21 protein-coding genes are annotated in these 22,045 nt (G+C 39.0%); 3 read left to right on the top strand and 18 right to left on the bottom strand.

From position 1 onward, the window contains the following. Window positions 1-13 precede the first annotated feature (13 nt). The 14 genes from AC1VS3_RS09470 to AC1VS3_RS09405 all read right to left on the bottom strand — a co-directional run bounded on the left by AC1VS3_RS09470 (window position 14) and on the right by AC1VS3_RS09405 (window position 13,718). Window positions 14-193, bottom strand: coding sequence for a PTS sugar transporter subunit IIB (locus tag AC1VS3_RS09470; RefSeq protein ID WP_481275615.1), 180 nt, complete (start codon window positions 191-193; stop codon window positions 14-16). 160 nt (window positions 194-353) lie between these two features. Further along, a complete protein-coding gene (locus AC1VS3_RS09465) occupies window positions 354-1,076 on the bottom strand; it encodes a sugar isomerase domain-containing protein (protein WP_481275614.1) in 723 nt (240 codons plus the stop codon). Window positions 1,077-1,473: 397 nt separating this feature from the next. Then, window positions 1,474-2,796, bottom strand: coding sequence for a 23S rRNA (uracil(1939)-C(5))-methyltransferase RlmD (gene rlmD, locus AC1VS3_RS09460; RefSeq protein ID WP_481275613.1), 1,323 nt, complete (start codon window positions 2,794-2,796; stop codon window positions 1,474-1,476). A gap of 17 nt (window positions 2,797-2,813) precedes the next feature. After that, window positions 2,814-3,632, bottom strand: a complete 819-nt coding sequence (locus AC1VS3_RS09455; protein ID WP_008689575.1) for a YihY/virulence factor BrkB family protein — start codon at window positions 3,630-3,632, stop codon at window positions 2,814-2,816. Between the two features lie 9 nt (window positions 3,633-3,641). Beyond that, window positions 3,642-4,121 (bottom strand): DUF4358 domain-containing protein, encoded by a 480-nt coding sequence (locus AC1VS3_RS09450; protein ID WP_026006697.1) that lies wholly within the window; start codon window positions 4,119-4,121, stop codon window positions 3,642-3,644. A 115-nt stretch (window positions 4,122-4,236) separates the two neighbouring features. Next, window positions 4,237-4,626 carry an inorganic diphosphatase gene (locus AC1VS3_RS09445; protein WP_008689579.1) on the bottom strand — a complete coding sequence of 130 codons (390 nt, stop codon included), beginning with the start codon at window positions 4,624-4,626 and terminating at the stop codon, window positions 4,237-4,239. Between the two features lie 14 nt (window positions 4,627-4,640). Continuing rightward, window positions 4,641-5,663 (bottom strand): alpha-hydroxy-acid oxidizing protein, encoded by a 1,023-nt coding sequence (locus tag AC1VS3_RS09440; protein ID WP_008689580.1) that lies wholly within the window; start codon window positions 5,661-5,663, stop codon window positions 4,641-4,643. Between the two features lie 152 nt (window positions 5,664-5,815). Then, window positions 5,816-6,265 carry a hypothetical protein gene (locus AC1VS3_RS09435; RefSeq protein WP_008689582.1) on the bottom strand — a complete coding sequence of 150 codons (450 nt, stop codon included), beginning with the start codon at window positions 6,263-6,265 and terminating at the stop codon, window positions 5,816-5,818. A gap of 214 nt (window positions 6,266-6,479) precedes the next feature. After that, window positions 6,480-8,954 (bottom strand): heavy metal translocating P-type ATPase, encoded by a 2,475-nt coding sequence (locus tag AC1VS3_RS09430; protein WP_119957549.1) that lies wholly within the window; start codon window positions 8,952-8,954, stop codon window positions 6,480-6,482. Window positions 8,955-8,968: 14 nt separating this feature from the next. Next, a complete protein-coding gene (locus tag AC1VS3_RS09425) occupies window positions 8,969-9,565 on the bottom strand; it encodes a class I SAM-dependent methyltransferase (RefSeq protein ID WP_008978770.1) in 597 nt (198 codons plus the stop codon). Then, window positions 9,565-9,924: an ArsR/SmtB family transcription factor gene (locus AC1VS3_RS09420; protein WP_008689587.1), complete on the bottom strand. Its 360-nt coding sequence runs from the start codon at window positions 9,922-9,924 to the stop codon at window positions 9,565-9,567. Before AC1VS3_RS09420 ends, AC1VS3_RS09425 begins: the two co-directional genes overlap by 1 nt. A 263-nt stretch (window positions 9,925-10,187) precedes the next feature. Then, a complete protein-coding gene (locus tag AC1VS3_RS09415; protein WP_270355307.1) occupies window positions 10,188-11,057 on the bottom strand; it encodes a hypothetical protein in 870 nt (289 codons plus the stop codon). A 174-nt stretch (window positions 11,058-11,231) separates the two neighbouring features. After that, window positions 11,232-12,371 (bottom strand): glycerate kinase family protein, encoded by a 1,140-nt coding sequence (locus tag AC1VS3_RS09410; protein WP_008689591.1) that lies wholly within the window; start codon window positions 12,369-12,371, stop codon window positions 11,232-11,234. Then, window positions 12,372-13,718: an alanine/glycine:cation symporter family protein gene (locus AC1VS3_RS09405; protein WP_119957548.1), complete on the bottom strand. Its 1,347-nt coding sequence runs from the start codon at window positions 13,716-13,718 to the stop codon at window positions 12,372-12,374. It lies immediately after the preceding gene. Between the two features lie 231 nt (window positions 13,719-13,949). Between AC1VS3_RS09405 and AC1VS3_RS09400 the strand changes: the two genes are divergently transcribed. Next, window positions 13,950-14,486, top strand: coding sequence for a DJ-1/PfpI family protein (locus AC1VS3_RS09400; RefSeq protein WP_008689595.1), 537 nt, complete (start codon window positions 13,950-13,952; stop codon window positions 14,484-14,486). 71 nt (window positions 14,487-14,557) lie between these two features. Here the strand turns inward: AC1VS3_RS09400 and AC1VS3_RS09395 are convergent, their stop codons facing one another. Further along, window positions 14,558-15,040: a GNAT family N-acetyltransferase gene (locus AC1VS3_RS09395; protein WP_226906249.1), complete on the bottom strand. Its 483-nt coding sequence runs from the start codon at window positions 15,038-15,040 to the stop codon at window positions 14,558-14,560. A 462-nt stretch (window positions 15,041-15,502) separates the two neighbouring features. Between AC1VS3_RS09395 and AC1VS3_RS09390 the strand changes: the two genes are divergently transcribed. After that, on the top strand, window positions 15,503-16,447 hold the full coding sequence (locus AC1VS3_RS09390) for a magnesium transporter CorA family protein (protein WP_008689599.1): 945 nt from the start codon (window positions 15,503-15,505) through the stop codon (window positions 16,445-16,447). Between the two features lie 114 nt (window positions 16,448-16,561). Next, entirely contained in the window at window positions 16,562-17,878 is a 1,317-nt protein-coding gene (locus tag AC1VS3_RS09385) for a hypothetical protein (RefSeq protein ID WP_008689600.1), read from the top strand. 64 nt (window positions 17,879-17,942) lie between these two features. Here the strand turns inward: AC1VS3_RS09385 and AC1VS3_RS09380 are convergent, their stop codons facing one another. Genes AC1VS3_RS09380 through AC1VS3_RS09370 form a run of 3 tightly spaced genes read right to left on the bottom strand, consistent with a single transcriptional unit; the run spans window position 17,943 to window position 21,899 of the window. Next, entirely contained in the window at window positions 17,943-18,626 is a 684-nt protein-coding gene (locus AC1VS3_RS09380; protein WP_008689601.1) for a transaldolase family protein, read from the bottom strand. A 14-nt stretch (window positions 18,627-18,640) separates the two neighbouring features. After that, entirely contained in the window at window positions 18,641-19,588 is a 948-nt protein-coding gene (locus tag AC1VS3_RS09375) for a glycyl-radical enzyme activating protein (protein ID WP_008689602.1), read from the bottom strand. Continuing rightward, the gene (locus AC1VS3_RS09370; RefSeq protein ID WP_008689603.1) at window positions 19,551-21,899 is read right to left on the bottom strand and encodes a glycyl radical protein; all 2,349 of its coding nucleotides are present in this window, start codon (window positions 21,897-21,899) and stop codon (window positions 19,551-19,553) included. The genes AC1VS3_RS09375 and AC1VS3_RS09370 overlap by 38 nt, the downstream gene beginning before the upstream one ends. Between the last annotated feature and the right edge of the window lie 146 nt (window positions 21,900-22,045).

The raw sequence follows: 22,045 nt of genomic DNA, 5'->3' as shown, positions 1-22,045 counted from the left end.
TATTCAGTACGTTTTAATTATTTGTACTGTCTACTTTTGAGAATCGTATCAAATTCAATGTGACTTTAGAAAATTCATCATTCTCCACTTCATCATTGATGATAAAAATTTTGTCAATATGATAAAAGGATGACCAGCTTTGTGCAACCTGTCCATGCAACAGGCGATCATCTACACGTAATACTTTGATCATGTGCTACCTCCTTCGCTTTTCATATCACTACTTCGGAAAAGATCGTTTTCTCCATTTAAAATATAACGTTTCCACTATTATTTTAAGATAGATTAGGTTACAGCGATATGTAAATCGTTGCACCTATATTCGTGCAATTTTTATTATGACGCATGCTAAGTTAGTAAAGACGTGTATACTTTTGATAAAGGTCATCGTTAATGTTTTGCTTTGCTAATCCGTTTAGACTGACAAAGACAGGTGGAGTTCCTCCTTTTTCAGCAATATATTGTGCTGTTAACACACTGATTGCCTGAACGATAAACGTATTCGCAATCGAGGAGGTTGGCATCATAGCAACATTACATCCTTCTACCGCTAAACAGGCATCACCTAATTCTCCGCAGTTATCAATCACAATATCCGCGATATCCATCAGCTTCTTACCGCTTTTTGCTCGTGATGTCGTTGCCGAAGAATGCTTGATGCTAGTAATCGCAATGACACGAGCACCTTTTTCTTTTGCACATTGTGCCAATTCAACCGGATATGCATTACGCCCCGAATTTGAAGCAATGACAAGAACATCATCTTTTGTAATATGGTAAAGTTCACAAAGAATCGCTGCATAGCCGGATAATTTTTCGATATAAGAACTTTTGGTAGGATGTTCCGTCATGGTCAATTCAGTGGTAAGGATGGGAACCGTAAACGCTAACCCTCCGGCACGGCCATAAAATTCTTCACAAACCGTATGAGAATGCCCACTACCACTGACAAAAAAGGTATGTCCATTTAGGAAGGCTTCTGCAATCCATTGCGCGCTTTGCTCAATGGCAGTTTGCTGCGTGGATTGAATTTTTTTGACGACCTGTATACCGGTTTCAAAAATTTTCTGATACATTCATTCATCTCCTTTCTGCCCTTATTGTAAGAAGAGAGCAATATTTTTCACATATAAAAAAATGCACGTTTTATGGTGCAGGAAAAAATGACAAAAAAATGCACCATGCATAGGTGCAGAATTATTTTGGATAAATGCGCATATAGCTTAAAATTATCTACTAATATGCCTTCGATATGAAAATTATGTAGGATCATCAACGTTTTTTCACTTATGGTGGGTGCAAATTCTCTCCTACTATGGCGCACTAACCTTTTTATGAATCAATTCGATTTACATAAAAAGGCCCTTGTTTTTCAAAATACAAACTTACAATTTTGATTATCAATATATGCCTTTAGAAGAATCAGGCAAATTCTCATAGTCTATTACGCAGATACCTACTATCTATTTTTATTTATTTACGTCTTTCTTTTCGTCTTAATAACGTTACTGTTTCCACATGAGGAGTATGTGGGAACATATCAATCGGTACTACTTTTTCCACATGATAACAACTCTGCAATACTGCCAAATTTTTCCCAAGCGTTGCTGCATTACATGACACGTAGACGATTTCTTTAATTTTGCTGCGCAAGATGCATTCCAACATCGCATTATCCAATCCACTGCGCGGCGGATCGACAACCAATACGTCAATTGTACGCTTTTTCGATAAATAGACAAGCTTATTGGCCGCATCATCACACACAAAAGACACATGTGCACAGCCATTCTTTTTCGCATTGCGATTCGCATTTACAACAGCATCCTTAATGCTTTCAATGCCGATGATTTCTTTTGCTTTATCCTTAAGGTATAAAGAAATGGCACCGATTCCACTATAAGCTTCAACGATGAATTCATGATTGCCTGAAATCATGGACGCAATGGTGCGATATAGCTGAATTGCCTGTTTGGTGTTTAACTGAAAGAATGAACGAGGTGAAATTTCCAAATCCAAACCATCCAGATGCAAGGGCAATAATTTCTCCCCTGCCAGAAAAATCATTTTCGGACCAAAAATTTCCGGTGTTTTCTTAATCGTATGTATGCTTTGCCACAAGCTGTACATGCCCGGTAAGCGCATCAGCTTATCAATTGTCTGAGGCAACAATTCATCTTCTCCGGTAATGATCGTACATTGATAGCGATTGTCAAATCCTCGTACGACTAGATTACGAATCCCACTTTTCTGATGGTGATCATAGCCAAGATAGCCATCAGCGTTTAATATATCCATAATACGTGCGCGCATTTTTTCTAATTCATCTTCATGTACAAAACAACGGCGGATATCAATAAAATAATTTGAATTGGGCATAAACAATCCGCTTCCCAAACGCTTCTCTTCCATCGCGCAAGGCATCTTAAATTGATTGCGATAGCCAAATATATCTGCACTCGGTAAGACATTCTGTATTTTTCTTGGATTTACCTGTGCATATTTGATCAAAGACTGTTTCAACACATCTTTTTTATATTCCAATTGCCGTGGATAGCGAGCGATCATCAAAGGACAGCCTCCACAGATATGCTGCATACGACATTTCGGTTGAATACGGTCCTTACTTTTCTTTATAATGCGGTTTACTTCTCCAATGGCATAACGCTTTTTACGCTCTACCACACGAATATCAACCTCTTCATCAACCAATGCCCCTGCTACAAATACCGGCAATCGGTCAATGTAGCCGATACCTTCCCCATTGATTCCCGTTTTTTTAATTACTACTTTCATATGTTTACCTCTATTTCCTATAGCTTTTCTTTTATTTTATCACTGATGGTTCGTGCCCAGTGAAAGATGCGTTCATTTTTCATTGGCAATTCTGCTTCACGACCATATGTTTCTTCCATCACCAAATTCAAACAGAATCCGAAGTATATGATACAGGAAATCAGATAAATTGCCAACAACAATGTGACAAGGGATGCCAATGGTCCGTACACGTCTTGATAAGATGTAAAATATTTTACAATTGTTACAAATAACGTGGCCAATCCCATAATACAAATCGTCGAAAACATTGCCCCCAATAACCCAAAGCTCCAATCATGACGGCGAAAACTTAATGCCCGATACATCATATAGAAGAACATCAGCATGATCAAAGAAGAAATCAGAGGGAGAAATTCTAAAAAGTTTGTCGCAATAAAAATGGCAGCTACAATAATAATCGCCAGATTGACAAAGAGTACGACTGATTTAATACGAATCGACCATTTTGGAACATCGACTTCTTCATGAGATGCGCTAATCAAAAGAAAAGAAAAAATACTGCGACTTGCCAGATAAAAGGAAACACACATCGTAACGATAAAGGATAAGATACTATAATCCTTACTCGTAAAAAACTGAAACAGCTGATTGATCGTTTCCAAGTTGCCATCCGGTATAAAATTCATGATAAAGTTGAGAATGATCGTATCATCAAGATAAGCGAATTTAAACATCAATGCAAATATCAGCAAAGATGGAGCCAGTGCTAATAAAAGAGAAAAAGAGAGCGAGTATTTAAAAAGGCTCCCTTCAAAGGAAGTGAATTCACGATACAAACATTTTATTTTGTACATAGCTCACACCTACTTTATCTCCTGCATATAGTGTACCACCTTTTTTGCGTCTTCACCAAGAACAAAATAATAATATTGCCCAATGCGCCCTTGCAATGCCGAATCTATTAGCGTATTCCCATCCATGAGTATCCCCGCATAGCGCTGCTTCAAATCTTCTTTATGTTCTTGAATAGCTTTTTTCAGCATGGTATCTGCCTGGGGTTTGGCTAAAAACAGGGCTACCTCACTCAATTGTGCCGGAATAAGTGCCTGTTGAACACGGCAATCCTTGATTTGTGTCATATCCATATGATATTGCTTCTCTACTTCCTGTAAGCTTAGCGCTTCATCCTGTAACAATCCCATCTTCCAATGACCATCCGCAATCTCTTCATTTATTTCCTCTATGACTTTTTCCATATCTATATTCCCATCTTCAAAACTTCCTGGTTTTGTACACGCGCATAGAACAAAAAGACAAAGCCATAAACAAATGATCTTTTTCATATGCATCCCTCCTGCTTCAGTATATGAAATCAGGTTTTTATCCATACCTTTCAAGGGATGACGCTTTCTTATTGCGCTTTCGTTTTTAACAAAAAAAGAAGCTGAACATGTCAGCTTAATCGTTAACGGCCCATTCTGGAACATCGTTTCCTCTGCGAATCAATACCGCTTTTTGGAACTCTGTCTGATTCAGGAACTCTAAAATATCATGTTCCTCTTCTTCATTACAGCCAATCAATAATTTTACTTCACAATCCTTTTTCAGGATATCGGCACTGATAACAACCGCCTGTACCAGATTGCTTTTTTCACTGCCCTTAAATACATCAATCGGTGCTTGATCAGAACCTGTTGTATCATTTAAATATCCATAATCAACAGGGTAAATCATATTGCTATACTTGTAATGACAAGTGTTGCGTGGGCGGTCAATGACCAGTTTGCTTGATAGATACAAGGTATCTAATTTTTGCCAGAAAAAGGCATTATTCTCAAATGAACTCATAGTCGTCCTCCTATTTAAAATGTAACTATAACTTTATCTCTGGTAATATCCTGAATGCTCTTGCAACCGGACATTGCCATTGCTTCTTTTAATTCAAGCTGAATCTTTTCCATATAAATGCGGATACCTTCTGCCATGCCGCCGATCACTGCTTGTGATGCAGGGCGGCCAATCAGAACACCGTCAGCTCCTAATGCCAATGCTTTAAAGACATCATTACCGCTACGGAATGCACCATCCACAAAGACTTTCATACGTCCATCCACAACGTTTACGATTTCTTCCAACATTTCAATACCACTTGGACTATCGTCTAAAACACGTCCACCATGATTTGAAACGATGATTCCATCTGCCCCAGCTGCCAAAGCTTTGCGCGCTCCCGCTACGCTGAGAATGCCTTTTAAAATAAAGGGCACCTTGCACATGGCTTTTATTTCCTTTAAATCCTCTACGCTTTTAAAACCAACGGGCGTCACACTGTTTCGCAAGTTAGAAAGACCACTGGCATCAATATCGGAAGCAATGGCCAATGCATTTCCTTCATTTGCCAGTTCAATGCGCCATTTCATATGCTCATATTGCCATGGTTTGATGGTCGGGATACCATATCCATTGTGTTGTTTTACAATTTCCATTGGTCCTTTAAACATTTCATCATGCATACCATCACCGGTGAATGCTAATGTATTTGCCTGCAGACAACCCTCAACCAGTTCTCTGGTATAATCATCATCACGCATCTTAGCGCCATAATTTTGTTCAATACCGCTGATTGGTGCTGCATACACCGGTAAAGCTACCGGATGTCCGAAAAAATCGGAAGCTGTATCAATTTCTTCATTGGAAGTAATTGTATCCATCTGAATCAAAATCTTTTTCAGCATTTCACTATTTCGCACAAAGGCGCTGCCACTGCCCTTTCCGCCGGGACCCGGAGTTTCACCGCGACAGGCTCTGCCATCACAAACAGGACAGCATCGACATTTGGCACACTGTGATTTTGCGTTTGCATAAACCTCATTCCATGTCTTCATCTTCACACATCACTTTCTAAAATCAAAAAGGATCTCATTACGTATTCTTATATATTATACTGGTGATGAAAGAAATTATCAATAGTTTTAGAAAATTTTCACAGTTTCTTTCATTTCATATCATCTAAAATGCGTATCTTTCTTATTGCACACTATTTCATACCCTCTAAATCGTTCTTAGCGACCCACTCCCAAAATCGATCCGGTTGAAATTGGGTGTAGCCTTTTTGCGCATCCGCAACTTCGCCATTCTTGATGTAATAATAATGCGGTGTCTGATCCGGACGATCCAGATATGCCTTTAACTTATCCACATCCTCATTTAGATGCTCCACTGTATCATCTCGCATGATCGTATCATAAATGACCAAGTTATGATCGTTTATGGTATCCTTAAGCATTTCTAGCATAGCTTCACAATATTCACATTGCTTACGGGTTACCAACAAGACAAAGCTTTGCTTTTTCTGTATTTTTGCGATGGCATCATCCACACCAATTTCTATAACCTTGCTTTCAGAATTGGTTTTTTTCGATGTTGTGCTGACACATCCTGTCATCACCAAGGCGAAGGTAAACAAACATATGATAACTTTTTTCATATCATCACCTCAATTACATATAAATGGAAACCCCATTATAACAAAAATCAATTCCCTCTTGCAATCTTTTCCATAATTTCACATAGAATATTACAAATAGTTACATCATCTTCCAAGGAATAACATTTTTCCTTTAATCTTTTGCATCCTGCTGCTTTGGATAAAGGAAAAAGATGCAATCTGTTTTTTTGATTACATCTTTCATATTGCTTTCTTATTTCTTTTTCATACGTAATATCCGCATCGAATTTAAGACAGCAAGCAAGGTGACACCAACATCCGCAAAAACGCCCATCCACATATTGGCAATACCAAGAGCTGCCAGTACTAATACAATTCCTTTAACACCCAAAGAGAAAACGATATTTTGCCATAGTACATACATCGTTTTACGGGCAATCCGAATTGCTTCACTTAAAGCAAGTGGATCATCTTTCATTAACACGATATCCGCTGCTTCTATGGCTGCATCACTTCCGATACCACCCATAGCAACACCGACATCCGCACGGGCCAACACAGGCGCATCATTCATACCATCACCGACAAATGCCAGTTTATGTTTGGCATCCTCTTGTTGCAGCAATTCCTCAACTCGTGCTACTTTATCCGCTGGCAACAATTGCATATGCACTTCATCCAATGCTAATTCTTTTGCCACATGTTCGCCAACTTCTTTGCGATCTCCACTTAACATGATACAGCGTTTGACCCCATTTCGTTTTAGTTCCTGAATTGCTTGTTTACTTGTTTCTTTCATTTCATCATTGATCAGCACATAGCCAAGATACACATTTTCTTTCGCTATGTGAATGATGGTGCCCGGTGTCGGACATGGAACGGTCGATATGCCATGTGTCCGCATCAGTTTCTCATTACCTAACAATACCTTCTCTCCATGAATGGTAACCTGTATGCCGTTACCGGCAACTTCTTCATAATGTTCTAGACAAGATGCATCTATCGTTTTTCCATAAGCTTCTTTGATAGACAGGGCAATAGGATGAGAAGAATGATATTCACCATATGCCGCCAGTTGCAGCAATGCTTCTTTACTGCCTTGCTGTGCATCGACCTTTACAACGCGAAAAACACCTTTGGTCAGCGTTCCCGTCTTATCAAATACCACAGTATCAATATTCTGCAATGCTTCTAAATAATTACCACCTTTTATCAAGATTCCCTGTTTACTGGCAGCACCGATTCCGGCAAATAAGCCTAATGGAATGGATACTACTAATGCGCAAGGACAAGAGACAACCAGAAATGTCAAAGCACTTTCCAGCATATCCATAACATGAATTTGATTGCTAAACAAAGGAGGCAATATCGCCAAAGCAACTGCTAAAGCAACAACACTTGGTGTATAGACTCTGGCAAATTTGGTGATGAATTTCTCCATTGGTGCTTTTTTACTGCTGGCATTTTCCACTAGCTCTAAAATACGAGATACCGTTGATTCCCCATATGGTTTGGTAACCTTCATGGTCAATACACCACTTAAATTGACAACCCCAGCCAACACTTCATCATCTATATGGACATCGCGAGGCATACTTTCTCCGGTTAATGCTGACGTGTCCAACGCACTGCTTCCTTTTATAATTATCCCATCCAATGGTACGCGTTCTCCCGGTTTCACAAGGATGAGCTCACCGATTTTGACATCTTCCGGTGTTTTTTTGATTTCCTGCTCTCCATCAAGCACATTTGCATAATCGGCGCGAATATTCATTAAGGAAGATATGGATTTTCGAGAACGATTCACGGCATAGGATTGAAACATCTCACCGATTTCATAAAAAATCATAACCGCAACAGCTTCTTCATAATCCTGTATCGCAAAGGCGCCAATGGTTGCTATACTCATCAAGAAATTTTCATCAAACACTTCACCTTTTAACACATTACGCATAGCTGTGATAACAACTTTACCACCGGCAAACACAAAGGCTGCCAGAAAAATCCATACGCTATAAGCTGTTTCATGAAAGAAAAGTCCTACAAGAAAAAGGAAAATTCCACTATACAGTTGAGCATTGTTGCGAAAAGAAAACATGCTATATTGGGGTTCCATTTCTTGCACCTTTTTTTCTTTTTCCACAAGAACACCATCTTCTAAGGTTGGTATTACCTCCATGATTTTCATCAGCGTTTCTTCTTTTTTCATCTTATCTTTCAGCTGAACAAATAAGATCCCATTTGAAAAGTTCAAGCTGGCATCAGCTACATTTTCCATGCCCGCTACATGGCGTTCTATTTTGGCCGCACAGTTTGCACAATCTAACCCTGTAAGATACAACTTGTCTGCCCCTTGCAGTTCCCGTACTTCTTCTACATGTGCATGTGTACAAGAACAACCATCATGATCATGATGATGTTCATGTTCCTCGTCATGAGAATGTGCATGTTCGCAACAGCTGTCTTCCTGTGCATGTACATGTTTCTGCGATTTATTTTCCATCGGTTTCTTTTGCTTAACTTCACGTGGTACAACCTCAGGTTCAATGCTTGTCACTGTAGAAAGGATTGCTTCCTCTATTGTCGCATCTTCATACTCTACATATAACTTCTTTGTGACAAAATCCACATTGGCCTCTTGTACCCCCTTAACTTTTGCTACTTGTCGCTCTATTTTCATTGCGCAATTCGCACAATCCAAGCCTTCTAAGACATAAATCTTCTGCATTCTCTCTACCTCCTTTATTTACGACGCGCGATTAGACAATACCCCTTGTCTTTCCCCATTGTTAATAGGGATTCCTTTGTAAAACCATTACTTTCCATGCTCTGTAGGATCGTTTCTTTTTCATAACAATGAAACATGGGAAACAGCCTTCGTTTGCGTTTCAGCCAGGATGCTGAATAAAAAGCAATCACACAAATGCTGTCAGGTTTTCCACAGCGATATAGTTCCTGAAACCCTTGATCCAGACTTTCCCAGAAATATATCGTATTGATACTATATTGATACGCAAACATTTCATCTTGAAACGGCAGTTCTTCGACCTTTCCATATACTAGTTCCATGCCTTGCAAAGCTTTATCCTGCCGGGCTTTTTTAATCATTGTTTCACTGATCTCTACTCCATAGTATGTGCCAGAATGAAGACGCAATGCTTTTTTAAGTACTTGCGCATTGCCAAAGCCAACATCTAAAATCGTTCTTGCTTCTGTAGTTTGCAGATGCATGAGTACCATATCATACATCTTATGATTCATAAGATTCATTACTTTAGTTGCTAACCTGCCACATATGCCATTGGGATGGGCGAATTGTTTTCCAATTGTATTTAGCATTAATGTTCTAAGATATGCGCTAAACCTGCATCATAGATTTGTTGGATATGTGCATCATCTAAAGAATAGAAAACATTTTTCCCGCTTCTGCGATATTTAATTAAACGATTCTGCCGTAAGACCGATAGCTGATGTGATACTGCGGAATGTGTCATATCTAAAAGAAAAGCAATATCACAAACACAAAGCTCTTCTTTAAATAACATACCTAATATCTTTAATCTGGTGGGATCCGCAAACATTTTAAACAAGGCAGATAATTCATTCCCCGTTTCCACACTCAGCATGTCCGCTTTGATTCTGGCAATGGCATCTTCATGGATTTGCCGTTCTTCACATTCTAGTTTTTCTTTTGCCATCACATGCATCCTCAACTTTCTAACATATGAACAATTGTTCATATGTTTTGCAAACCTATTATATGTCATTTTTCTATGCTTGTAAACACTTTTTATGAAAATTGAAGGAGTTCGATGAATCGAAAAGACTTCTTTCTCATCCTTCCATTGCTTCGTGATGGATAAAAAAAGAAGTAGAACATCACAAGCAGAGCGTGAATGATTATCCTACTTCCTGTTTTTTACCATAATATTATATAACGTTTTTTCTGCATTCAACCAGTTTACTTTAAGGTTGCCAGTTCGTTCGCATACGCTTTGGCTTTCTTTTGATCGTTTAATCTTTCATACACCTGCTGTTTCAGTTCTAATAGAAAACATAATGTATTTTCATTCGTCGATTGTTCTGTATATGCTTGGCGTATGATAGGCTCCATCGAGTCTAATTTCTGCAAGATCCAACGCTTGGTTTGGGTACTGTTAATATCATCATAATACTTTACGCTATTTGCGTATTGTTCATCCGTGATCAAAGCCAACTGCAAGAGGCGCAAACAATCTTCTTCGCGCTCTTTTTGATAGCGGGGAAAGATCACATCCAATTCTTTTTGATAGGTTGGAAATGATGAATAAAACAATCCTATCAAATACTTATACATATCTGTATATTCATTATCCCAAACAGTATCGCCTTTTAATAATTTCTCTTTGTTTTGAAAATAGCTGATTTGCAATGGTTGTCCGTTTTCTATCTTTCGCTTTACAAGCTGCTTTATTGCTATGTGTGGTGCTTCCAGCATAAATTGTTCTTTACCATCACGATATGCAATTACTACCTTGATACGATTACTCATGTGTCGATTAGCGACATCAAACAGGCTTCTGCCCTTCATCTTCCAGACATGTGGTGTTTGCATAATATCCTGCATGAGATCATCTTGAAATACTTGATTTAAAGGATAACGACCCATCACTTTGATAGTTTCTTTGTCTTGCTGATAAGCAAAGACAGAAATTGTCAGATCATGGATAGTTCCATCCACTTTTTTCAACAATGTTATTTGATAATCATCATATGTATAAAAATAATCGTATGCAATATCAAACAATTCCCCTTTGACGATATGATCATTCGCATAAAAAGTCTTAAGCAATCGCTGCTCCTTTTTACTTAGATCTGTTATCTCATAGGAAGATAGATGATCATGAAAGAAGTATTGTACTCCCTATATAAGAAGCAATAGACTACATAGTAAGCTGCCAATGACCATCAGCCATTTCCGTATTTTCATAAGAGTCCTTTCATTATTTGCTTATACCTTCTCTATTCAAGAATGATTTTTAAAATACCAAATTGTCCGCATAATGCCATATGCAGCTAATTCTAATTTTTCGGGTGCATTTTCTAAAGCTTGTTGAAACGTCATGGCACGATCGGCAATGCTATAAATACCAACAAAGCCTAACTCATATAGATCCATATAACCAATGCCTAAGGCTCCACTGATACAAATAATTGGCTTATCATGTTTTTTGGCCACTTTCAAAATACCAGCCGGCACTTTGCCATACATCGTCTGACGATCACTTTGTCCTTCTCCGGTGATGACCAGATCACAATCTTGTATCTGATCTTCAATGTCACTATAACTCATTAACAACTCAATACCGGGCATCATCTTCGCCTGCAAAATGCCTATCAATACAGCACCAATTCCTCCGGCAGCTCCACCGCCTTCAAAAGTATCAATATCCACATGGGTATAACGATAAAGCTGATCGCGATAATTCTGCATCGCCATATCCACCTTTTTGATTTGATTAGGAAAAAAGCCCTTTTGTTTCCCAAAAACATAAGTTGCCCCATTTTCCCCCAACAAATGATTTTTCACATCACAAGCCGCAATCAATTCAATACCTTCTAATTTATTTAAACGATTCAAATCAATATAACGAATCTTTTCCAGATTCATCGCTTGCGGAGATAAATATTTATGATTCATATCATAGAAACGCGCGCCTAAGCTTTGTAACAGCCCCATACCGCCATCATTGGTAGCACTGCCTCCCAAGCCGATGATGATTTTTTTACAGCCTTTTGCTACAGCATCCAAAATAACCGTGCCGACACCGAAACTACTGCCAAAAAATGGTGCTCTGCGCTCTCTTTCATGCATATTCAAGCCGATAATATTCGCCACTTCAATCACCGCACAACGGCCATCTTCAATGATGGTATACTCGCTCATGATTTTTTTACCATACGCATCACTGGTCTGTACCGGCTGTTTTATGCCATGACAGGTTTCATGAAAAGCCGCAACCGTACCTTCTCCCCCATCACCAATCACGTAGGATACCGTTTCAATAGAGGTATCCAGACGGTGGATACCCTTTTCAATTTGTGTGGCTACCTGTCGTGAAGTCATACATCCTTTGTAGGAATCACAGGCAATTACTATCTTCATCTAATCACTCCTATGAACGCGCAAGTATTCTTTCGTTAATTTTACCACAGTTTTATATAAAAGCACTAGTGAAATCAGATTTGGTATGGCCATAAGACCATTTAAGGTATCTGCGACTTCCCAAACAAAGCCCAGTTCCATACCACAGCCATATATTAACAAAACAAGAAAGAGCAGTGAATAGCAAACAATCATGATACGTGTTTTGAATAAATAATGAAGACAGGTGATTGCATAATAGTACCATCCTAAGATTGAAGGTAAAGCAAAGGATATGATGGCAATGGCAAACAGCATACCACCAAAAGAACCAAACCCTTCTTCAAAGCAAGCTACGGTCAAGGCAACACCTTCCAGACTTTGGCCCCATGCATCACTGGATAAAACGACAAGACCTGTCAATGTACAGACGATAATCGTATCAAAGAATACTTCAAATATGCCCCAAAAGCCCTGTTCTACTGCATTCACATTTACAACAGCGGCATGTGATAAGGGAGAGCTTCCCATACCAGCCTCATTAGAAAATACGCCGCGCGATATGCCATAATGCATTGCCCGGGAAATGGCAAAGCCACTGATACCTCCGGCCGCGCTCATGAAATCAAAGGCATCATCAAAGATGAGCGTGAAGACATGTGGCAATTCATCCATATGCAGAAGCAGTAAATAGATACAAGCCAGCACATAGCCAATCGAAATGATGGGAATGATTATTTCATTAAAACGCATAATTCCTTTCGCCTTGCCTAGCATGATGATGCCGATGATCAATGCCAATACAATACCGATAAGCATAGGGGAAAGAGGCAGATACGTTTGCAAGGTGTGGGCAATCGTATTAGCCGGTGTCAGATTACCTATCCCAAAAGAGGCAAACACACAAAATACAGCAAATAAAACACCAAAAAATCGCAGATGCAAGCCATGTTCCAGCGTCGTCATCGGACCTCCGATATAACTGCCGTCTTTACTTCTTTCACGATAGTGAATTGCCAAGACAATCTCTGCATACTTGCTCATCATACCGGGGATGGCACTGATGAGCATCCAAAATAAGGCACCTGGTCCTCCCATGGTCAAAGCAGTGGTAACCCCTACGACACTGCCAACACCCAATGTACCGGCTAAAGCTGTCGATACTGCTTGAAAAGGTGTAATACCTTCTTGGGCATTGGTTTTTTTTAAAGCCCCAAGGGTCTTATGAAATATCAGTTTGATCTTACGAAAAGGTAAAAAATTTGTCACGATCATCAGCCATATACCTGTAAACAATAAAAAGAAAATCATATATTTGCCCCAGACAAAGCCATTCAGCACTTGATTAATGTACATAAGCTTGTTCATAGCCACACCTCACCTATGCTATAGTGTATTCCTTTGTGAAACGAAAAATGATGACGTGATGGCAGCTTACGACCTTTTTATGCTATGCATATCCCTGTTTCTTTCTTGAAAATGATTTGCTTATCCTGCATCAGATAGATAGTACTCTGTGCTTCTTTGATAAAAGATGCATTTACTGCCCACTTGATGAAAAATAGGCGTATAATGATGTTGAAAAAAGGAGGCATTTTTATGAGAGTGTTATGTATTTTAACGGATGGTTATGAAGAATTAGAAGCTGTAGGAACCATTGCTTTATTAAGAAGAGCAGGAATTGACATGGATATCAGTGCCGTATCCGCAAAAGAAGCATGCGGACGTTTCCATATCACGATGAGCAATCTGTTAGATCTGGATACGATCGATCCGAATGCATATGACGTTTTGTTCTTCCCTGGAGGACCACATTATCAGAAATTAGAAGCCAATGATAACGTCATGGCTATTTTAAAAGCCTTCATGGATGCAGATAAAGTTGTTGCCGCTATTTGTGCAGCACCGACCATATTAGGCCGTCAAGGGTATTTAAAAGGTAAAAACTACACCTGCTTTACTAGCATGAATGAAGATTTCAATGGCACGTATGTAGATCAATATACCGTAACGGATGGCAATCTGATCACCGGAAGAAGTGCAGCAGCTGTAATTGACTTTGCGTTTGCTATCATTGAAAAGCTAGCAGGTAAAGAAAAGGCCGAAGCAGTAAAAAACGAAATCTATTATTATTAAAAGACTTTCATTATCCTAAATAAAAAGCATATGTGATTGCTGTCAAATGACGCTAGCCATATGCTTTTTTCCTATTTACAAGTAACTTCTTCCGTTTTACAAATCATCATTTGACAGGGATTCCATTCATCCCATAATGGTAATACCTCTACATCCACAAAATTAAGCGAACGATAAAAGGCATAGGTTTTTAAATAATATTCATCTTTCGCCTCAGGTGCCAATGTTTTCACCTGAAGATAATAATAACCATGCGTCTTTGCATAGGCCACTACCGCTTGCATCATGGTGTTGCCAATTCCCTGACGATGATAGGTCGGCAAAATCCCGAGCACATACAGTTCTAAAGTTTTCTCGCTCGTTGGCTTTAAGGTGATAAAACCAATCAGCTTTGTTTCCTCAAAACAACCAAGGACAGTAAGCTTTTGACTTTCTACTACATAACTTTCTAAAGAATTCGGAAGACCAAACCAATCAGGTAACGCTAATAAGATAGTTTTGATATCCGCCTTTTCATCCATGTTTAATAAACGTATTTCTCGCATTTTTTTCATTCCTTTCAATAAACATAAAAAAACAGCACTCCTTGTGCCGCAAGCATAAAAATCCTAACGGCAAGGACAAAATTAGGTAACATAAAAATGGATGATTCATCCTTATGCCCTATTCTCGTTATCCATTTACCGTTGCCGACAGCAGAAATATCCACCATCGAAAATATCGCCTCCAAATTAGCTTATCGCTTTGTTTTATTAAGTTTACCATATAGAAAAAGAAAACACAAATTACGAAATCAGCTGGGTTATCATGGTTATCCTTTAAAATAGGATATAAATTATAAAAAAAGTTATGTAGGACACTCACAAGTGAAACGAACTGTGCTATAATAAACAAGCTAAGAAGAAAGAAGGTGTTGTATATGTCTCCAGAGCCGGAAAGCCCATGTCAAAATAAGATAAGAAAACACATAACAGGAGGCAGTATACAAACCAGCCTCCTGTAAAAAGGAGGTACGTATGATTGAATTTTACAAAACTTTTGGCACGATGACCAAAAAAATCGACAAACCAGAAAAAGGATGCTGGATCAGCGCTATTGCGCCTACCCAAGAAGAATGTGATTATTTAATTCAAGAAATTGGTGTTCTCCCTGAATTCGTCAAAGCGAGTTTGGATGAAGAAGAAAGTTCTCATATCGATCATGATGAAGACGAAGGACAAACGCTTGTCATTGTCGATTATCCTAATGCTGATGAAGATGAAAATACAGATGAAAATACATTGCTTTATACAACCTTACCACTTGGTGTTATCATTATGAAGGGTTGTATCGTAACAATCTCTTTATATGATAATCTCAATATCGAAGATATGGCAAAAGGTCGTATTAAAGGGATGAATACAGATCTTAAAACGCGTTTCTTATTATTGCTGCTGTTGAAGATTTCACAGCGTTTCCTAATCTATCTGCGTCAGATTGATCGCGTATCTTCAAGAACAGAACGTAATCTTCACCAATCTATGAAAAATAAAGAATTGATTCAAATGTTGGGCTTAGAAAAATCTCTTGTTTACTTCTCGACTTCTTTAAAATCAGATGAAGTTACGCTCAATAAGATCATGCGTGGAAAGCTGATCAAACTATATGAAGAAGATCAGGACATCCTAGAAGATGTGATGATTGAAATCCATCAGGCAATCGAGATGTGTAATATTTATTCCGGTATTCTATCAGGAACGATGGATGCCTTCGCTTCCGTCATCTCTAATAACCTAAATATTGTTATGAAAGTATTAACCGTTATTACCATCGTCATGGCGATACCAAACATTATCTTCAGTTTTTATGGTATGAATGTAGAAGGTTTGCCAATTCCACAATGGTGGTTCCCTACCTTAGTCGCCATTATTGCCTGTGTAATTGCCACCTTTATCTTTAAGAAAAAAGATATGTTCCATTAAACATACGCCCATAGTCAGCTATGGGATTTTTTATGCGACATCTTAAGATATCTTAAGCCATCTATGGATATAAAATCATATATGCTACAATAAAGCGCAAGGGGGAATCAAATTATGGAAAATCAACAACATACGACACACATTCTGCGACGCATTGTTGTAGGCTTATGCTTAACGATGTTTACGGTGCAATTTGCTTATCTGGATGTTTTTTTACCATTGATCGGTATAGGCCTTATGACCTACCATCTATGGACATTACATAGACACAATGCATACTTTCAGCATGCCTTTTTCAGCGAGATTGGATTGGCCATTCTCTTTCTAATACAAACAAGCTTAGCTGCTACTCCTTATATGGATGGTATCTTACTGCTATCCATCGTATCCATCGCGTTACAAGTATATTTTATCCAACAGTTTTCAAAGGCGATAGAATCACTTTATATCGATGCGCAGCTAACACAACGCTACCCTATGAAGAACGTACGGATTGCTTTTCTGCTCTATATCCTTTTCGTATTACTAAGTTATTTCTTTCTTCTATTTGGAATTATTGCCATCATCATAGGATTGGGATTGCTTATTTATATAGCATATCAGCTGTTTCACTCCATTCATCAATTATTGAACGCCGATATCCAAATAGAAACAGAACAACCTCATGTATCCTTTTTCGCCATCGCTCTTATTTACACAAGCGTTCTCGCCATTGGGGTGTATGGAATGACCAAAATGTTTATGACCTATGAAACCGTGTCCTATGAAGAAGTAACACCAGCTTCTACCCAAGTACAAAAAGCGCTAATCAAGAAAGGCATGCCACAAGCTATTGCTGCAGAATTATGCAATGAAGATGCCCTTGTTCTGAATACGGCAACGAACTTCAAAGTAAAAACCACAAAAATCCATTATGATGAGCTGCCTGCATTTCCTTTCACCAGTGTGACTGCTAGAAGTACGGATGGTGCGATCATGATCTTAGGATTCATCGATTGGAAACAATTGCCAACGACACATACTGCCATGATGAAAGCACAATTGACGATGCAAAAACTGGAAGAAGATAACACCATGGTTAAGTATGTACAGCTCTATCAAGAGAACAAACACCATTATGCCAGTGAAATTTATGATGATGAATCCTTCTCTTTCAAAAAAGGAAACAAACGTAAGAGTTATTTTATCATGCAATACGACTCGCCCTATCAGGAAAAGTGCCTATTGCATATAGACATCCTATATCGCAATGATGCATTCGTTTATCCTTACCGTGAGTTCACTACGTATCAAGCAGGAAACAGTTTCCCAGATGCTTTGGTACAAACCTATCCCTCCTACGGAGTTTCCCACATCACGTTTGATACAGAAATTAACGTTGATGGAAAAACCTATTCAAAAGATACGCATGAACAAAACGATGATTTATAAATAACTTTAGATAAAAAATACCTACTGCCATATTGGTTACACAGTAGGTATTTTTCTTATCTTTTTATTTAGCCGCATCCAGCATCGTACTGTCTTCTCCACACAATGCTTCAAAGTCTTTTGTAAAGACATCAACAGCAATTCTTGCGGCATCTACTTTAATCAAGCCTTCAATAACATCCGGAGCAATCGTACTAGCTCCTAACCCATACTTCGCCAATTCCAGCACCTGTTGGGAATTTTTAAAGCTTGCGGCTAGTAATTCTGTTTTTAAACCGGCCTTCTTCAGCATATCATGAATATCTTTAGCAACCTGAATACCATTGCTGCCAAGATTATCAATACGATTGACATATGGTGCTACATAGGCAGCACCGGCTTTCCCTGCCAAATATCCCTGCATTTGATTATAAATAGCTGTTCCTGTTACATTTGCACCTTCTTTGGCCAACAGACGAATTGCCTTTAAGCCTTCCGGTATCACCGGCACTTTAATAAAGGTATTTTCCCCAAGCACTTCCTGAATCTTATGCGCCTCTACCACCATATCCTCTGCTTTGGCGGAAATGACTTGTACATGTAAATCCGCATCTTTCCCAATGAAAGCACGAATTTCTTTCAATACCTCAAATGGATTGCGTCCAGTCTTTTTCAAAATGGTAGGATTGCAAGTGACCCCATCTACTGGATATACCTCATAAATCTTTTTAATCTCCTTAAGATCTGCGTTATCTACTAAAATTTTCATGTTATTTTCTCTCCTTATTCCTTAATAAATTGTTGGATGCCATGGGTTTGGGCAATGGCATAAAATTGTTCCATTTGTTCATTTGTATACAGCTTAGGATTTTCATTAAAACAATATTCCATATCCAGATAGCTATATTTGGCTTTTGCTAATGGATTGTAATTTAACAGTTCATAGCGCACCTTGGAATAGCAATTGCTGATAAAGGTGGAAATAGCCGCAATGTTGTCTGGTCTAGCGGTAAGTTTAGGAATCAATGGTGTACGTATGGTTACAACATCTTTTTTCTCACTCTGTAACAGAAAGGCGATGTTTTCTTTAATTTGCTTATTGTCAACACCAGTATAGCTTTTGTGCAAAGCACTGTCAAATACTTTCAAATCCACGTAAATCTGATCAAGATATGGCAATGCCTGTTGGATGATTTCCCAATTTGTATAAAAGGAAGATTCAATTGCCGTATGCAGCTGCTTTTTCTTACATTCTTTTAAAATCTCAATCAAAAATTCGTGCTGTAAGAAAGGTTCTCCACCGGAAATTGTAATACCGCCTTCCCTTTGAAAAAAGACTTCATCTTTTAATAGCTCTTCCATCACTTCTTCTACCGTATAACTGCGACTATCAAACTGCATCGCACGGGTAGGGCAGGCATCAACAATGCGTTCCCAATCTTCTTGCGCTTCTCGCTGTAGGCACACATGCTGCTGCTTTATGGTGACACCGCCATGCTTGGCGCATTGTACACAACTGCCGCAATGCAAACATTTGTTTTCCATATATAAGACTTGCGGCTCTTTTTTTAAGCCTTCTGGATTTTGGCACCAGACACAGCGTAAGGGACATCCCTTTAAAAACAGCGTTGTCCGAATGCCCTTCCCATCATGTGTCGCAAAGCGTTTGATATCAAACACATTGCCTCGACATTCAGACGTTGTCATAGCTTGTTCGCGCAATGATTTCATTTTGCAGCTCACCTGCCAATTCGGTAAAATATGCCGTATAGCCAGCCACACGCACGGTCAAAGAACTATATTGTTCCGGATGTTTCTGCGCGGCCAGTAAATCTTCTTTTCGCACCACATTGAATTGTACATGTGGGATTTCTAACGCTACAAAGGAGCGCAAGAAATTCGCAAATTTTTGAATACCGGTGTCTGTCTTAAAGAAGTCCGGTAAGAATTTCATATTTAATAAGCCGCCATTGCTTGTTAAATTGTTATCGATACGAGATACAGATTTCAGCACAGCAGTAGGGCCTTTCAAATCTCTGCCATAGACCGCAGACATTCCACCATCGGCTAAAGGTGTCATAGATAAGCGTCCATCCGCACTGGCACCGACATTTTCTCCCATCGGCACATGCGCACTGACCGTATACATTCCGCTATGATAAGGTCCTTTACGATAATTCGTATAAGAGCGCAGGCGCTCACGAAACTTTCTGGCCCATTTGATACCGAGTTCATCAACCCAAGCAACATCATTGCCATATTTCGGTACACGATTCAATAACATCTGGCGCATGACTTCCTGTCCTTCAAAGTTGTTATATAGTGCATTTTCCAAATCCTTAGCCAAAAGGCGTTTTTCTTCAAAGACTAGCTGTTTGATAGCTGCTAAAGAATCTGCCAAATTCGCTATCTGAATCATCTGAATACCGGATAAATTATAATGTGCTCCACCGGCGGTAACATCCATGCCTTGCTTCATGCAATCATCAATAACACTGGACAAAAAAGGTGTTGGAAGAATATCGATATGTCCTTTTTCCACCTGTTCACAACAAGGAATCATGCGATCTTCAAAATGATACAGCATCTTTTCAAAAGCCGCTTCTAATTCTTCAAAGCTTTGATAAGTGCTTAGCGAACCATAATCAGGACCCATCTGTTTACCGGTTAATACATCAATGCCATGATGCAAGGTCAATTCCAATACTTTATTCATATTGAACATTGCCGCATCGCTCCACCCCAGATTATTGCCCTGTGTCGTTAATTCCACACAGCCGACTATGGCATAATCCATAGCATCCTCATGAGAAATACCAAGTTTCTCCATTTCTTGTATAATTGCCTGATCATTAAAGAATTGCGGCATGCCACTGCCTTTTGCCACAACGCGAATGGCATGATGCAAGAGTTCATCTGAAGTATGGGTATGCAAGCGTACCGATAGATTAGGCTGAGGTAAGCCTAAATCTTCTTGTGCATCTAAGAATAGATGAGAAAGATCATTTACATAATCCTTTCCCTGGGCATCTACACCACCAATCGCAATATTGAAGCCAATCGGAAAACCGGCAAAATATTTTGCGCTGTGTTGATTGCGCAAATACACAATCTCATTAAATTTCAGCCATAAACATTCAATAATTTCCAAAGCTTTCTCTTTATCTAATCGTCCTTGTTTTATATCTTTTTCATAGTATGGATACAGCGTTTTATCCAAACGTCCCGGAGAAAAGCTACTAGCATTGCTTTCCATATGCAAAACCACAAACAGCATCCAAACAGATTGAACGGCCTCATGGAAAGATTCAGCAGGTTTTTCACTCAATTTCTTACAAATCCGCGCAACTTCAAGCATATGTGAGCGATATATTTCATCAGCAGTTGATGCACTTGATACTAATAGATCATGATAGCGCATATAGAACTTCTTTACGCCTTCCATGACTAAGATCACTGCCTCATAAAAAACTTTTTGTTCTTCCTTGCAAACAGCCAATTGCTGTTTTGCCTCCTCTAATAAACCGCTCGGCCCCTTTTCCAACCACTCTTTGACATTGGGACAAATATGCCCCTGGGCATGGTCTGTCTGATTGATTTTTACGACCTTGCCAATTGCAGATATTTCATCTCCACAGCGTTGTTTGACTACATCCTCTAAACTTTTTCCTCGCCAATAGGGAACGATAACCTCACGAAATGTTTTGATATCCTCAGGGCGTACATGAAACTTATCCTGTGGTCTGGTGGATATCGTTTCTAATTCTCGATCTACCCAGGAAATCCCGCTTTCCGGAAAAACAACCCCGTATCGTACACCCTTGGTACGATTCCCGACTATTAATTCTTCCTGTTCTACGCCGATTTCCAATTGACATAACGCATTGTACAAAGCATGTGCACGTTTCATGATGATAGGTTCTTGCTCATGTTCCTTATATGTCTGCGTAATGATCAGTGCCTGTTCAATGCTGACATAACGAGGCTGATGAAGCATTTTTTCATTTAACGTCGTAATTCTGTTGTTTTCCTTCAGATTCATTCACACATCCTCCTTATGCCTTCATTATAGTATAATTTTTCTTATTGTCAATCATTTCTTTATTACTTTTTATTACTTTTTATTGTTTTTCTACAATCGAGTAGGGTGAAATAAATCACCCTCTCACACCACCGTACGTACGGTTC

Source organism: Longicatena sp. (assembly GCF_982403165.1).
This window is presented reverse-complemented; position numbering and strand designations above follow the sequence as displayed.

What these genes read in the sequence shown, in the direction of transcription:
- AC1VS3_RS09465 (WP_481275614.1), bottom strand. Translation starts at nt 1,076, where the DNA reads ATGTATCAGAAAATTTTTGAAACCGGTATACAGGTCGTCAAAAAAATT.
- AC1VS3_RS09450 (WP_026006697.1), bottom strand. Translation starts at nt 4,121, where the DNA reads ATGAAAAAGATCATTTGTTTATGGCTTTGTCTTTTTGTTCTATGCGCG.
- AC1VS3_RS09395 (WP_226906249.1), bottom strand. Translation starts at nt 15,040, where the DNA reads ATGAAAAAAATGCGAGAAATACGTTTATTAAACATGGATGAAAAGGCG.
- AC1VS3_RS09410 (WP_008689591.1), bottom strand. Translation starts at nt 12,371, where the DNA reads ATGAAGATAGTAATTGCCTGTGATTCCTACAAAGGATGTATGACTTCA.
- AC1VS3_RS09455 (WP_008689575.1), bottom strand. Translation starts at nt 3,632, where the DNA reads ATGTACAAAATAAAATGTTTGTATCGTGAATTCACTTCCTTTGAAGGG.
- AC1VS3_RS09435 (WP_008689582.1), bottom strand. Translation starts at nt 6,265, where the DNA reads ATGAAAAAAGTTATCATATGTTTGTTTACCTTCGCCTTGGTGATGACA.
- AC1VS3_RS09370 (WP_008689603.1), bottom strand. Translation starts at nt 21,899, where the DNA reads ATGAATCTGAAGGAAAACAACAGAATTACGACGTTAAATGAAAAAATG.
- AC1VS3_RS09380 (WP_008689601.1), bottom strand. Translation starts at nt 18,626, where the DNA reads ATGAAAATTTTAGTAGATAACGCAGATCTTAAGGAGATTAAAAAGATT.
- AC1VS3_RS09470 (WP_481275615.1), bottom strand. Translation starts at nt 193, where the DNA reads ATGATCAAAGTATTACGTGTAGATGATCGCCTGTTGCATGGACAGGTT.
- AC1VS3_RS09425 (WP_008978770.1), bottom strand. Translation starts at nt 9,565, where the DNA reads ATGCTAAATACAATTGGAAAACAATTCGCCCATCCCAATGGCATATGT.
- AC1VS3_RS09420 (WP_008689587.1), bottom strand. Translation starts at nt 9,924, where the DNA reads ATGGCAAAAGAAAAACTAGAATGTGAAGAACGGCAAATCCATGAAGAT.
- AC1VS3_RS09445 (WP_008689579.1), bottom strand. Translation starts at nt 4,626, where the DNA reads ATGAGTTCATTTGAGAATAATGCCTTTTTCTGGCAAAAATTAGATACC.
- AC1VS3_RS09440 (WP_008689580.1), bottom strand. Translation starts at nt 5,663, where the DNA reads ATGAAGACATGGAATGAGGTTTATGCAAACGCAAAATCACAGTGTGCC.
- AC1VS3_RS09385 (WP_008689600.1), top strand. Translation starts at nt 16,562, where the DNA reads ATGGAAAATCAACAACATACGACACACATTCTGCGACGCATTGTTGTA.
- AC1VS3_RS09400 (WP_008689595.1), top strand. Translation starts at nt 13,950, where the DNA reads ATGAGAGTGTTATGTATTTTAACGGATGGTTATGAAGAATTAGAAGCT.
- AC1VS3_RS09405 (WP_119957548.1), bottom strand. Translation starts at nt 13,718, where the DNA reads ATGAACAAGCTTATGTACATTAATCAAGTGCTGAATGGCTTTGTCTGG.
- AC1VS3_RS09375 (WP_008689602.1), bottom strand. Translation starts at nt 19,588, where the DNA reads ATGAAATCATTGCGCGAACAAGCTATGACAACGTCTGAATGTCGAGGC.
- rlmD (WP_481275613.1), bottom strand. Translation starts at nt 2,796, where the DNA reads ATGAAAGTAGTAATTAAAAAAACGGGAATCAATGGGGAAGGTATCGGC.
- AC1VS3_RS09430 (WP_119957549.1), bottom strand. Translation starts at nt 8,954, where the DNA reads ATGCAGAAGATTTATGTCTTAGAAGGCTTGGATTGTGCGAATTGCGCA.
- AC1VS3_RS09390 (WP_008689599.1), top strand. Translation starts at nt 15,503, where the DNA reads ATGATTGAATTTTACAAAACTTTTGGCACGATGACCAAAAAAATCGAC.